At 65.1% G+C, this 13,248-nt stretch carries 11 protein-coding genes; 8 read left to right on the top strand and 3 right to left on the bottom strand.

What is annotated here, in order from left to right:
* Positions 1–75 precede the first annotated feature (75 nt).
* A complete protein-coding gene (gene ald / locus ASH04_RS11540) occupies positions 76–1,158 on the bottom strand; it encodes an alanine dehydrogenase (protein WP_057473572.1) in 1,083 nt (360 codons plus the stop codon).
* 112 nt (positions 1,159–1,270) lie between these two features.
* On the opposite strand from ald, the gene ASH04_RS11535 reads away from it, so the two are divergent.
* Entirely contained in the window at positions 1,271–1,795 is a 525-nt protein-coding gene (locus ASH04_RS11535; RefSeq protein WP_027495632.1) for an Lrp/AsnC family transcriptional regulator, read from the top strand.
* 6 nt (positions 1,796–1,801) lie between these two features.
* Here ASH04_RS11535 and ASH04_RS11530 read toward each other — a convergent pair whose 3' ends face one another.
* The gene (locus ASH04_RS11530) at positions 1,802–3,667 is read right to left on the bottom strand and encodes an Hsp70 family protein (RefSeq protein WP_082519277.1); all 1,866 of its coding nucleotides are present in this window, start codon (positions 3,665–3,667) and stop codon (positions 1,802–1,804) included.
* A 99-nt stretch (positions 3,668–3,766) separates the two neighbouring features.
* Positions 3,767–5,113, bottom strand: coding sequence for a hypothetical protein (locus tag ASH04_RS11525; RefSeq protein WP_156394529.1), 1,347 nt, complete (start codon positions 5,111–5,113; stop codon positions 3,767–3,769).
* A gap of 276 nt (positions 5,114–5,389) precedes the next feature.
* On the opposite strand from ASH04_RS11525, the gene ASH04_RS11520 reads away from it, so the two are divergent.
* The 7 genes from ASH04_RS11520 (at position 5,390) to ASH04_RS11490 (ending at position 13,220) form a co-directional block, all read left to right on the top strand.
* The gene (locus tag ASH04_RS11520) at positions 5,390–5,647 is read left to right on the top strand and encodes an acyl carrier protein (RefSeq protein WP_027495629.1); all 258 of its coding nucleotides are present in this window, start codon (positions 5,390–5,392) and stop codon (positions 5,645–5,647) included.
* Between the two features lie 5 nt (positions 5,648–5,652).
* Positions 5,653–6,810 carry an acyl-CoA dehydrogenase family protein gene (locus ASH04_RS11515; RefSeq protein ID WP_027495628.1) on the top strand — a complete coding sequence of 386 codons (1,158 nt, stop codon included), beginning with the start codon at positions 5,653–5,655 and terminating at the stop codon, positions 6,808–6,810.
* Positions 6,807–7,745, top strand: a complete 939-nt coding sequence (locus tag ASH04_RS11510; protein WP_057473569.1) for an amino acid--[acyl-carrier-protein] ligase — start codon at positions 6,807–6,809, stop codon at positions 7,743–7,745. Before ASH04_RS11515 ends, ASH04_RS11510 begins: the two co-directional genes overlap by 4 nt.
* 46 nt (positions 7,746–7,791) lie before the next feature.
* The gene (locus ASH04_RS11505; RefSeq protein WP_057473568.1) at positions 7,792–9,600 is read left to right on the top strand and encodes an alpha/beta hydrolase; all 1,809 of its coding nucleotides are present in this window, start codon (positions 7,792–7,794) and stop codon (positions 9,598–9,600) included.
* Complete coding sequence (locus ASH04_RS11500; RefSeq protein WP_052057068.1) at positions 9,597–11,171, top strand: lipopolysaccharide biosynthesis protein; 1,575 nt, start codon at positions 9,597–9,599, stop codon at positions 11,169–11,171. The genes ASH04_RS11505 and ASH04_RS11500 overlap by 4 nt, the downstream gene beginning before the upstream one ends.
* A 238-nt stretch (positions 11,172–11,409) precedes the next feature.
* Complete coding sequence (locus ASH04_RS11495) at positions 11,410–12,261, top strand: glycosyltransferase family 2 protein (RefSeq protein WP_032372043.1); 852 nt, start codon at positions 11,410–11,412, stop codon at positions 12,259–12,261.
* Positions 12,258–13,220: a glycosyltransferase family 2 protein gene (locus ASH04_RS11490; RefSeq protein WP_032386498.1), complete on the top strand. Its 963-nt coding sequence runs from the start codon at positions 12,258–12,260 to the stop codon at positions 13,218–13,220. Before ASH04_RS11495 ends, ASH04_RS11490 begins: the two co-directional genes overlap by 4 nt.
* Positions 13,221–13,248 lie beyond the last annotated feature (28 nt).

Here is a 13,248-nt window from a genome sequence, read left to right as displayed (position 1 = left end):
AGCGGCTTCGCCGCACGTGAGTGGAAACTCGTAGCAGGCACCGATCTTTCGTGCACGTGCGGCGAAGCCGCTCGGTCAGGCGAACGCAGCCGCAACGGTCGCGGACAGCAGCTCACCCTCATGGGTGCTCAGGCCCGCTTTCAGACCGGGGTCCGCGGCGCAGGCGGCTTCCCAACCCTTGTCGGCCAGGGCAACCACGTAGGGCAGGGTGGCATTGGTGAGCGCGTACGTCGAGGTACGTGGCACGGCTCCGGGCATGTTGGCCACGCAGTAGAAAACGGATTCGTGCACCTTGTAGGTGGGATCAGCGTGGGTGGTGGCCACTGAGTCCTCGAAGCAGCCGCCCTGATCGATGGCGATGTCGACCAGAACCGATCCCGGCTTCATGCGCTGAACCAGGCTGTTCGACACCAGCTTCGGCGCTTTCGCTCCGGGGACGAGTACGGCTCCGATGACCAGATCGGCAGCCAGCACGGCCTGTTCGAGTTCGTATGCGTTCGACACCACTGTCTTGACGGCACCGCGATACTGATCGTCGATCGCGCGCAGCGCTCGGACATCGAGATCCAGTACGGTGACGTCGGCGTGCATACCGAAAGCGATTGCGGTGGCGTTCTTTCCGGAGACGCCGGCTCCGATCACGACGACGTTGGCGGGACGCACTCCCGGTACGCCACCCATCAGTACGCCGCGGCCACCTTCACTCGACATCAGGTGGTAGGCACCGGCCTGCGGTGCCAAACGGCCGGCAACTTCGCTCATCGGCGCGAGCAGGGGCAGCGATCCGTCTGCGGCCGTGACGGTTTCGTAGGCAATGGACGTGGTGCCCGACGCCAGCAACGCGTCGGTGCAGGCCTTTGACGCCGCAAGATGCAGGTAGGTGAACAGCACCTGACCCTTGCGCAGGCGTGAATACTCCTCGGCGATGGGTTCTTTGACCTTGAGCAGGAGATCGGCCGCGTCCCAGACGGCAACCGCGTCGGTGAAAATTTGCGCGCCTGCGGCTTTGTAATCGGCATCGGTGAACGACGAACCGGCGCCGGCTTCGGTTTCGATGATCACTTCGTGTCCTCGCGAGACAAGTTCGTGCACGCCTGCCGGGGTGATGGCCACCCGGTATTCGTGGTTCTTGATCTCGCGTGGAATTCCGATTTTCATGACGTCCTCCTGCAGTGGCGGTGACCGAAGCGACGCTCCGTGAGTACGCCAACTATGAATTATGTGCGGAATTGCTGCAATGGATGTGAACAAAATTCTGTATCGTCGGGCCATGGATGCAGATAGTTCATTTCAGCCGGTCGATGAGGGGGCTCGATCGAATGATGTTCGGTCCGTCGCCCTGGACCGAATCGACCACATTCTGCTCGACGAACTGCGTCGAGACGCACGCACACCGAACAATGCGCTGGCGGCCGCAGCAGGGATCGCGCCGTCCACTGCCCTCACCCGAGTTCGGGCGCTCGTCGAACGCGGCGTCATCCGCGGCTTCCACGCCGACATCGACCCCGAGGCCCTCGGGCAGGGCATTCAGGCCATGATCTCGGTTCGGCTGCAAGCGGATGCTCGACGGCGGATCAGCGAATTCGGTTCGAAGATCGCGTCCCGGAAGGAGACGCTGAACATCTACTTCATTGCCGGGGCCGACGACTTCCTGGTGCATGTGGCGACGGTCGACACGGCCACCCTGCGCGATTTCGTCGTCGAGAATCTCAGTGCCGACCCTGCCGTCGCAGCGACCGAGACCATCTTGATCTTCGAGCACATCAGGCCGCGAAACACGAACGCGGACAAGTAGAACCGATCAGGGTGCCGGCGGCACGATCGGCGGGAAGCCCGGCAACGTGAAGTCCGGGAAGCCCGGAATCAGCGGCGGCGGCTGCTGCGTCGTAACGGGCGGAACGGACTCGACCGGTGCCGGCGGCGGCTCGACCGTCGTGGTCTCGGTGGTCGTGACCGGCTGTTCCCACGTGGTTTCCGGCTGCTCGGTCGTCGGCTCCACAGTGGTGGTCGGTTCCGGCGCAGGCGGTGGCGGCAACAGAACGGGAGCAGGCGTCGTCGTCGGCACCGTCGTGACCACCGGAGTATCGGTTTGGTCGCGACTGACCGAGGTGTCCACTACCTGCGGAGAGTTCTGGTGGGTGAACATGAAGCCGGACACGGCGACCACCGCTGCCGCGCAGAACGCGAGCACTCCGCCGGTACGCAGCCTGCGCCGTGCGCGAGTGCGATCGTCTTCACCGTCGTCGTCGTCGTAATCGGCGTCGAGCCAGTAGATGTTCTTCAGCTGGAACGGAACAGGCTTACCGTCCTCGACGGTGTCGGCGGCAGCATCGGTGGCGGACGTATGCGACACCGGCTGTACTGCAGGCGCTTCCACGACAGCAGCAGAGACGTCACCCACTCCGTTCTCGGAAATCTCGTGCACCGCAGTCGATTCCGACGAAGGAGGAGCCTCCACGGTCGACGGCTCGGGAATATCGGCGGGCGCGTCGGCGAACTTCGAGGATTCGAAACCGGTTGCTGCAGAAGCAGATTCGGTAACCGATGCGGCAGCGATCCACGGACGTGCGGGCACGGGACGAGTCGAGTTCGGCGTCGCCACCGGCGGTGCGGCATGCTGCGACTCCGAACGCGCGGGCATCATCGGCTCGGGCGCAGGTGGCACCACAGGCACCGGCGGCGCTACCGGCATCGGCGAGACAGCAGCGGTGCTGTCCGTGTGTCGACGTCTCGGCACAGGTGCCTGCGCGTCGCGCGCAGTACGGTCCGGAGCGGTTCTGGTGCGCGAGTTCGGCCGCGCGGCCAACGCTGCTCCGCGTGCGGCCACCGTCTCGGGCTCCGTCGGCACGATCGAGGGCAGTTCGAGCAGTGGGCCCACGCGCTGCTGGACGATGGGCATGCGGGCACCACCACCGATCAACACGACCGCGTCGATCGGCACGTTGGCACCGATCATGACCTCGCGGGCGAACTCGATCGCCTCGTCGAGCAGGTCTGTGATCAGCAGTTCGAAATTCTCCCGAGACAGCAGGATCATCCCGCTCGCGTCGGGCAGGCACACGGCGTCCTGGGTGGACAGGCGTTCCTTGGCGATGCGGCAGCGCTTCTCGAACAGCGCAATGTCGGGGTCGGTCGCCGGCTTACCGAGGCGCTGGAGCTGATTGTTGCGCACGTAGGCGTCGATCAGATCACCGCTGTAGGAGCCGGAGCGCTGAGATGCAGTCACCGTGCGCGCCGTCAGGTCGACGACGCTGACCGTCAATCCGGAACTACCGAGGTCGAACAGGGCGACAGAGCCGGCACCTCGCGCCTCACCGGTGACGGCGAGGTATTCGATGACAGCCTCGACCTCGGGGACCAGGTGGTAGTTGTTCAGGTGAGCACCAGCGAAGGCGGCGCGCAGTGCATCGGCCTGACGCGGATCCCGGTAGGCGATGCCGGTGGACAGTTCGGGTTCGACCTCGGCAGCGGCACCGATCGATTCGGCGGCCAGGTGCGGGAGGTCCCCGGTGGCACTGTCGATCAGTTCGTTGCGAAAGAACAGTGGCCTCTCGACGTCGGTGACCAGGGCGGACGAGGTGTCGCCGGAGGCTCCGAACTGGTCGGCTCTGGGCTGCGCCGTGCGCACGGCTCGGGTCCCCATGGACACCCCAAGCAGCACAGTCACGATCGTCGGCCTCACTTCGTTCGGCGGTTTCGGTGAACGCCCCATCGGGAGTCCACCCGCACACGGTACCGTCTCGCGGCGAGCTGCACTAAAGGGTGCCTACGGGCCTGCTTGTTCGGCTTCGGTGTCGATGAAGCCGAAACCGATGTCGGACGCCTCGCCGGGAGGCTGGTACATCTCACCGGTGTACGAATATTGCTCGACGTAGAGCTGCTCGTACGTCAGAGTGGTCGGTCCCGCCGCAGCCGGTTGGTCCGGTGGAGGCGTGTCGGTGACCGGGGGTGCGATCTCGGCGAGAGTCGCCTCGAAACCGGGGTCGGTATTGATCACGGATCTGGGCGCATTGTCGAAATCGGCGAAGAGCGCGAACATCAGCGCGACAACCACGACTCCGACCGACACCGCCACGGCACCGATCTTGAGTACCGCCTGCCGAGTCCACTGGCGGTCCGACAGGTAAGACATAGGAATCGCAGCGACCCCGCGACGGCCGACACCACGGACTCTGTGTGGCGATGGGTCTTCCCGAGCGAGTTCCGGTTCCTCTTCGGGTAGCGTCGTCGACTCGACCTCGGACGGCGACTCCGATTCCACTACCTCCGCTACAGGCGACGGTTCCACTACCGGATCGGGGGCCTGTTTCGAGCCGATTTCAGCCCGGATCAGCGCGCCCTCGGCAACCGGCGACACCGAGTCGTGGACGGTGAGCGGCACCGGCCAGGTGGCGCGAACCCGCCGCTGGACGAGGGGGCTGTTGGCCACTCCTCCCAGCAACACGATCGCGTCGGGGGTCCGGGGACCGACCCACTCGATCATGTCGTCGATCAGTGGGGTGGCGACCGCCTCGAACTCGTCGCGTTCGAGGATCATCGGGCCGTTGTTGGGTGCGCGCACACCGGCCGACGTGGTCAGTAGCTCCCGAAGCTCTCGGAAGAACGTGCGATAGGACGCGACACCCTCGGGCCCTTCCGGTTCCGGCAGGATCCCCTTGGTCATCACCAGGCCCTGCACCACGTCGTCGAGGCGTTCGCCGCCGAACGACTCCGTTCGGTCGTGCCATTCGACGGTTTCTTCGGCGGTGTTCAGAACCAAGGCCGACGTTCCGCGTCTCCCGAGGTCGAGCACCAGCACGGTCGTCGCGTCGGCGAGGGTGTCGAGCGAACGCACGAACGCGAGTAGCGCGTAGTGCTCGTCGACCGTCTCGACGGATGCAGCCAGGCCTGCCGACGTCGGGAAATCCGTGTAGCGCAGGGTGCGAGCCTCGCGCCCGGTGATGACGACGGAGTCGAAAGGGCCGCGCGCTCCGATTCGGTCGGACAGGTCGTGCATCGCACGGTCCGGATCGGTGAGCTCGAGATCGACGGACTCGACGACGCGGCGGTCCCCATCGGTGTAGGCGATGCGCAGGGCGTCCGACTCCACGGCCACGCCGCAGACTGGTCCCATCGAGTGTTGTCCTTCGATTGCTTGCCGTATGAACAGACGATCGGAACCTATCGTACGCACGCTCGGTGTGGCCGAAACGAGCAAACGGGCCGAAAACCGACATGCGGGACGTAGGTCACGAAACTTGCACTCGGTATGCGGTATCGGCTTCAAACAATCTGAGATATTGTTTACCCGGGTCTGGGGAGACTGCGGGTCGAAATATTTTCCGTCGGCCCGTACGACTTGCGAGGCCGCCCGGTCTCGTACCCAAGCGATCGGTGGAGGTCCGTCACGATGGAAACACTCAGTACGCAGTTCGACGCACGCATTCGGGACGTGCTGGACAAGCTCGGCAAGATGCCGGTCGCCGCGTCGGACATCGACTCTGCTTCCGACCTCTACGACAGTGGCTTGACCTCGCACGCGAGTGTCAACGTCATGATCGGCCTCGAGGACGAGTTCGACATCGAGTTCCCGGACTCGATGCTGCAGAAGTCCACGTTCGCGAGCATCGACGCGATCGCAGCTGCTGTCGCACAACTCGCAGGCTGACGACCATGACGGTCTCGTCCGACAGTCGCCCCGCGCAACTGCCCCTCACCGACGTCCTCAAGACCCTCCGCACGTTCGCGGCCGAGGTCGACCGCGAGGGCAGGTTTCCCGCCGAGTCCGTCGACGCTCTGCGCTCGGCAAATCTGTTCGCCGCCGCGATACCGACGGCGCTCGGCGGCGGTGGCCTGTCCCTCACCGAGCTCGCCCGGGTCGCACGCGATCTCGGTGCCGAATGTGCATCGACGGCAATGATTTTCGTCATGCACCAGTCTCAGATCCTGAGCATCGTCAGGCACGGCGGCACCCCCACATCCGACGCGTTGCTGCGCCGCATCGCAGCCGACCAACCGCTCGTCGCGTCGGCGACGACGGAGATCAACATCGGCGGCGACGTGCGTTCGAGCAGCTGCGCGGTCGAGTACGACGGAGACCGCATCCACCTGGCCAAGACCGCACCGGTGATCTCGTACGGCGAATACGCCGAGATCGTTCTCGCGACGGCGCGGCGCACGGTGGACAGCCCGCCGAGCGATCAGGTTCTGGTGGTGTGCCAGAAGCCCGACGTCACCCTCGAACGCACCAGCAACTGGGACACTCTCGGGTTTCGTGGCACCTGCAGCCCGGGCTTCCAGCTCGACGCCGTTGCCGACCGCTCGAGCATTCTGCGCGACAACTACGGCGAGATCTCCTCGCAGACAATGCTTCCGGTGGCCCATGTGCTGTGGGCCTCGGCCTGGCTCGGCATCGCCGACGCAGCCGTGTCCAAGTCCCGCAAGTTCGTCCGCAAGGCGGCGAGCAAGAGCCCCGGCGTCACTCCTCCCTCCGCCCTGCGGCTGGCCGAGTTGTTCGTGGCCCACGAACAACTCGTCGACACCGTGTTCGGCGCAGCGGCGAAGTTCGAGGCCATCGCAGATTCCCCCGAGGAGCTCGGTTCCATCGGTTTCGCCGTCAAGATCAACAACGTCAAGGTGACGGCGTCGACTCTCGTCATCGACATCGTCGGCAAGGCGATGCAGATCTGCGGCATCTCCGGGTATCGAGAAGACGGTGACTTCAGCATCGGACGGCACCTCCGCGACGCGCACGGCTCGGCGATCATGGTCAGCAACGAACGCATCCTCGCGCACAACTCTCAACTCGCGCTTCTCTACAAAGGCAAATGATGACCCAGACACAGGACAAGACCTCCGAACTGGATTCGGCGCGAAGCGAATTCAGGCAAGAGCTCGTCGACGCCGGCTTGCTGATCCCGTCGTCCGTGCTCGGTCTGTACGGCCGGTCCGGCGAGTTCGAGGACATCATCGAATCGATCGACCGTCGGGTCGTGGCCGCGAGCGCGTCGGAACACGGAACGACTGTGCCCAGGTTCCGATTCCCGCCGGTCTTCCCGCGGGAAGCGTTCGAGAAGACCGACTACATTGCGTCGTTCCCCAATCTCACCGGTGCCATCAACACGTTCGACGGCGACAACAAGGCCCATGCCGCGCTGCTCGCCGATCGGTCCGAGGGCAAGGACTGGGATCACCACCTCGAGTCGGCCGGGACGATGCTGGTGTCCGCGGCATGTCACCCGTCGTACTCGATGTTGCCGTCCGTACTCCCGTCCGGTGGGACGACGTACGACATCTACGGGTACTGCTTTCGGCACGAGCCTGCCGTCGACCCTGCTCGCATGCAGGCCTTCCGCATGCACGAGATCGTGCGGGTCGGCACCCCGGACGACGCCGTCGCCCACCGGGAGAGGTGGGTGCAACGCGGCCTGGAGGTACTGGCCGATCTGGGTCTCGAGGCGGAAGCGGTGATCGCCAACGATCCGTTCTTCGGTCGGGCAGGTCGCATGCTCGCGGCCAATCAACGCAACGAGAACCTCAAGACCGAGCTGGTCGTGCGGCTGTACGGAGACCTGGACGACGGCACGGCCGTGGTCTCGTGCAACTGCCATCGCGATCACTTCGGCCACACCTTCGACATCAGCACCGCCGACGGCGAACCTGCACACAGTGCGTGCGTCGGCTTCGGCATGGAGCGTATTGCGCTGGCGCTGTTGCGGACCCACGGTATCGACCGCGACAAGTGGCCGAGGTCGCTTCGTTCGTGACGTCGGTAGCCGACGTCGATATCCCTACCAGCGATCGGAGCGCGCTGTGAACACCACGAATACGGCGACATCCGAGTCCGCCGACAACCGTACCGACGAGCTCGAACAGCTACTGATCACCGAGGCAGGCGTACCGGGCAGACAGTCCACCTGGTTCGGGTCGGCAACATCGCCGCTGCTCGGTGCCGTGCACGTTCCCGAGGGATCGGTTGCCCGCGGTGCCGTCGTACTGGCACCGCCGCTCGGCAAGGAGCAGGTCGACTCGTACCGCGGTCTGGTCCTCCTGGCTCAGCGCCTCTGCGCTCGAGGCCTGCTCGTACTGCGCTTCGACTACCCGGGAACGGGCGACTCGTCCGGTGCACAGGACGACGACGGCATCGTCGAGCAGTGGCAACGCAGCGTCGTCACGGCGGTCGATTTCGTTCGGCAGTGCGGTGTTCGCGATGTTGCGGTCGTGGGTCTGCGAGCCGGCTCGCTGCTCGCCGCATCCGTGGCGGATCGGTGCGGCCCTCTGACGGGAATGGTGTTCTGGGATCCGGTCGTCAGTGGCCGCTCGTATCTTCGGGAACAGCGCGCTCTGTACTCGATGACCGTCGCGCGAGACGACGAGTCGGACCCGCGAGTGTCCATCGTCGGCGCAGTCCTGCATGCCGGAGTGGCGGCAGAATTCTCGACCCTGGATTCGTCGAAGCTGGAACGGCTCGACTGCCCGGTACTGGTTGCCACGCGCAGCGAACGTGCCGACGCCACGCCTGTTCGCAGACTCGTGTCCGCGCAGCAGGCGGACGAGCACACACTCCGCAATCACGACGCATTCCTCGAACCACCTGCCTGGGACGTGGTCATTCCGCGTCCGGACATCGACGTGATCGCGCGCTGGGTACAGGCCACGTTCGCGTCGACGACCACGCCGGTCACCGTTCCGATTCGACGTTCCGCCGTGGTCTCGACTCCCCGGGGCGACGTCGTCGAAACCATCGAGCGGCTCGGTGACGACGAGCTGTTCTCCATCCGCACCACCGCGGTGGCCACGACGGCCGGCGGTCCTGCCGTGGTCATGTACGGCACCGCGTACGAGCACCGGGTCGGACCGGTACGGCTGTGGGTCGAGTTGGCCCGCACCCTCGCGACGGCGGGCATCACCTCGGTCCGTTTCGACCGTCGCGGTACCGGAGAGAGTGGAGACGTCGGTGCCGACGACGCACCCACGCTCTACAGCGAACTCGGCGACGACGACGCACTGTGCGCCGCTCGATCCGTGGGAACAGCGCCCGACAAGATCGTCTCGGCAGGTCTGTGCTCGGGTGCGTGGTACGCCGGTTACGCCGCCCACCGCGAGGGCCTGAACACCGCAATCCTGATCAATATGCGCGAATGGACAACGCGGCGTGTCGATTTCACCAAGAGATCCACGATCGCCCAGAAGCAGGGATTGACCGCGATCGCACTCGACCGCGCACACACGGCCGCCGTTCGCTTCAAGAACTGGTCGCAACCCCGGATGCCGTACCGACTGTGGCTCGCGTTCGGCCGTCGTGGCTGGATCCAGGTTCCCGAAATCTCGTTGGGAGAACTGCAGCGCAAAGGAGTCGACGCGTCCGTGCTGCTCGTCCCGGACGACAAGCAGTGGTTCCTCGACAACCGCGGCCCCGAGAGCCTGCATCGGTTGCGCCGCCGGGCCGAGCCCGAGCACCCACCCGTGGTGAAGGCGTTCACGGACGGAGATCACACCCTCTTCGGACGCGATGTTCGCGACACGGTCAGGGCCGAGATGCTGCAGACGATCGGTGCTGCGCTCGGAGTCCACATCGAACCGCAGGACCCACCTGTGAAGGTGAACTGGACGCCGTTGTGAAACATCGCGCTCGCCGGGTACCCCCGCCCGATCACGGCCGACTCGACAAGATCACCTACTACCCCGTCGAGCAGGTCCGATGGGACATGGGCTTCAACAGCCGCACCGTGCCTTTTCACGCGGTGCCGCCCGAGTTCGCGGTCGCGGCGTCGCAACCCCCCGGACAGCTGTCTGCGGCCGATTCGATCCCCGACGGGGACCCGATGTTCACCGCGGCCGAGGCGTCGGGCACGGCGGTTGCAGGCTCCAAGCCCGCCGGCCGCAATCTCGCACTGAACTCGTTCGCGATGATGTTCTCCACCATTGCCACCGGCGCGCTCGGTCTGGCCTTCTGGGCCGTGGCGGGCCGGCTGTTCCCCGTCGAAGAAGTCGGCAGTGCATCGGCGGTGATCGCGTCGGCGGTGATGATCGCGACGCTGTCCAACCTGAGCCTCGGCTCGATGTACGAGCGGTTCCTGCCGACCGCGGGTGTGAAGGCCAAGTCCTACGTGCTTCGCGGCTACGCCGCCGTGCTGTCGCTGGCACTGGTCCTGGGATGCGCGTTCTTGGTCGTGGCCCCGGTGGACGAGTTGTTCACCACCACGACCGAGATCGCGACGTTCCCGATTTTCGTCGGCGTACTGGCCGTGTTCGCGCTGCAGGATCAGACGTCGTCCGGGCTGGGCTTCGCGCGGTGGGCGGCGGCCAAGAATGTCTTCCACGCGGTCGTGAAGTTGGCGGTCCTGGCCGTCACGTACGAAACCGGCCGTAGTTTCACCATCATCGCGGCGTGGGCGGTACCGGCGGCCATCGCGGCGATAGTGCTGTTCCGCGCGTTCGGGAAGAAGCTCGGCACCGATCCGCGATACCAGCTCACACCGAACCTGCCGCCCCGTAAAGAGCTGTGGTCGTATTTCGGGTCGGCGTACGGCATCACTGCCCTGGGAACCTTGGCACCCCTGATGATCCCGATCATCGTGGTGAGCACGCTCGGTGCCGAACAGAATGCCTACTTCTCGCTCACCTGGTCCATCGTGAGCGCCATCTACGTGTTGATCGGGGTACTGGTCGGCCCCTTCGTGGCGGAGGCGGCTGCACATCCCGAACAGTTCTCCAAGCTCGCCAAACGCTTCATCGGGCTGCTGTGCATCGTCGCCGTGGGCGGATCGTTCTTTCTGGCGGTCGTCGCACCGTTCGGACTGGGCATCGTCGGCCCCGACTACCGCGAGAACGGGACCATCATCGTCCATCTCGCTGCCGTGACCATCCCGCTGTCCGTCGTCGGGGCCCTGTACGACGGTCTGGCCAGAGTCCGTCGTCGTATGCGGCTTGCGGTGCTCGTCCAGATCGCGGCCACCATCATCATCGTCACCGGATCGTTGACGTTGTCCCCGAGCTTGGGCATCGCGGGCATCGGCTGGTCTTATCTGGCGGCCGAAGCCTTCGGTGCCGTGGTTCTGTTGGTGCCCCTCATCAGGTGGATCGGGGACCTGTCCGGCGGCGCTGGTGCCGAGCATGCCGCGCCGGCTCTCGATCCGCGCGACGAATCCACGTCGCAGGCGACGGGTCGTGAGCACAGCGTACGAGCGTAACCGACATCACTCTCGTTAGCTGGCACCGCAAACATTCTTCGAGTACGTTTATACGCAGCTTGACAATCTCATGGCTTCTTTTAAGCTTCTAGTCAGGAAAAGACAGTGGGTTCGACGGGTAGATCAATCCCGCCGAAACCTACGTGCGAACTCGGCGGGGGTCGTGTCGCATCGGTCAGATACAGCTGCAGTAGCTCGATCAGCTAGTGCCCACCGAACTCGAACATCTGGAATGGATATGTTGAATCGTCAGAATCCCCGCGTCAGTGTCGTCATCCCGACTCTCAACGAGGCCGCGAACCTTCGCCATGTCCTCCCGTTGCTGTCCCACGAATTCGAGCTCGTACTGGTCGACGGCGGATCCACCGACGGAACCATCGAAGCCGCACGCGAGATTCGCAGCGACATCCGCGTCATTCAACAGACCCGCAAGGGTAAGGGCAACGCGCTCGCCTGCGGCTTCGAAGCTGCCACCGGCGACATCATCGTCATGTTCGACGCGGACGGCTCTGCCGACGCGGCCGAGATCCCCCGGTTCGTCGATGCCCTGATCGCCGGTGCCGACTTCGCCAAGGGCAGCCGGTTCTGCGAGGGCGGCGGCAGCCACGACATCACGCCGCTGCGCCGCGCCGGCAACGGTGGTCTGCACCTGGTGGCCAACACGCTCTTCGGCACCCGTTTCTCGGATCTGTGCTACGGCTACAACGCCTTCTGGCGAGACCTGGTGCCGGTCCTGGATCTGCCCGTGGTCGATCAGCCGGGCAGCGAGGGAATGATGCTGTGGGGTGACGGATTCGAGATCGAGACCATCATCAACTGCCGCTTCGCCGAGGCGTCCGTACGGATCGAAGAAGTGCCGAGTGTCGAGCTGGCGCGCATCTACGGCCAGAGCAACCTACGCACCTTCTCCGACGGCTTCCGGGTGCTGCGCACCTTGATGACCGAGCGCATGCGCGCCCGCAGAATCTCCCGCAAGCACATCGCTCGTCCGTCGCGTGAGTCGATCGATGCCCGCACCGACATGGACCTCGAGTTCGAGGTCATGGAGTCGTTCGGCGAGGTCATCGAGCTCCGCGAGAGAACGGCGTGAGTCTGCCGACTTCCTCGGTCGTCATCTGCGCGTACACGTTGGCTCGATGGTCCGAACTGTGCACTGCCGTGCGTGCAGTTCTCGATCAGAGCGTCGCTGCCGACGAGCTGATTCTCGTCGTCGACCACAATCAGCAGCTGGCCGAGCGCGCTCGAGCGGAATTCCTGCCGCTGAGCGAGACCGTGAACGTGGTCGAGAACAGCCACCCACGAGGACTGTCGGGGGCACGGAACACCTCCCTCGACCTCGCCACGGGTGACATCGTCGTCTTCTTGGACGACGACGCCTCCCCACGCACGACTGAATGGCTCGACGCCATTCTGTCCCATTACTCGGATGATGCCGTGTACGCCGTTGGGGGCTCTGCATACCCGGTATGGCCGGACAAGCGTCCGGCCTTCTTACCGGCCGAGGTAGTGGGTGAACCCGGCGAACTCGATTGGGTCGTCGGGTGCACCTACCGCGGGCAGCCGACGGAAACCGCTCAGGTCCGTAATCTCATGGGCGCGAACATGTCTTTCCGCCGCGCGCCGGTCGTCGAACTCGGCGGCTTCGTCTCCGGAATCGGCCGGATCGGACGCGTTCCGCTCGGGTGCGAGGAGACGGAACTGTGTATTCGCCTGCGCCAGACGCATCCCGACGCGCAGATCGTGTTCGATCCCTCGATCGTCGTCGATCACACCGTCAGTGCCGATCGGACGCGACCCCGCTACCTCATCACCCGCAGCTACGCCGAGGGCGTGTCCAAGGCAGCGATCGCCCGACTGATCGGTGCGGGCGACGCACTCTCGTCCGAGCGTGCGTACACGGCCAAGGTTCTGCCGCGTGCTGTCGGCCGTGAGACGAGCGCGGCTGCTCGCGGCAACCCGGCGCGGGCGTGGGGCGCGATGGCTGTGGTGGCCAGCGTCGGGGCCGCGGGAGTCGGTTATGTCCGAGGCAAATTCAGTGTGAGCCGCTAGCGGCACGTGCACGGAACTTCGTAGCCCA

It is taken from the genome of Rhodococcus sp. Leaf233 (genome assembly GCF_001426165.1).
Lineage (GTDB): Bacteria > Actinomycetota > Actinomycetes > Mycobacteriales > Mycobacteriaceae > Rhodococcoides > Rhodococcoides fascians.
The sequence above is the reverse complement of the archived record's forward strand: the minus strand, read 5'-3'. Positions and strand labels throughout refer to the sequence as shown.

Bases quoted from the DNA above. Each gene is read 5' to 3' on its own strand.
- ASH04_RS11535 (WP_027495632.1), top strand. From the start codon at position 1,271: ATGGATGCAGATAGTTCATTTCAGCCGGTCGATGAGGGGGCTCGATCG.
- ASH04_RS11525 (WP_156394529.1), bottom strand. From the start codon at position 5,113: ATGGGACCAGTCTGCGGCGTGGCCGTGGAGTCGGACGCCCTGCGCATC.
- ald (WP_057473572.1), bottom strand. From the start codon at position 1,158: ATGAAAATCGGAATTCCACGCGAGATCAAGAACCACGAATACCGGGTG.
- ASH04_RS11495 (WP_032372043.1), top strand. From the start codon at position 11,410: ATGTTGAATCGTCAGAATCCCCGCGTCAGTGTCGTCATCCCGACTCTC.
- ASH04_RS11510 (WP_057473569.1), top strand. From the start codon at position 6,807: ATGATGACCCAGACACAGGACAAGACCTCCGAACTGGATTCGGCGCGA.
- ASH04_RS11515 (WP_027495628.1), top strand. From the start codon at position 5,653: ATGACGGTCTCGTCCGACAGTCGCCCCGCGCAACTGCCCCTCACCGAC.
- ASH04_RS11520 (WP_027495629.1), top strand. From the start codon at position 5,390: ATGGAAACACTCAGTACGCAGTTCGACGCACGCATTCGGGACGTGCTG.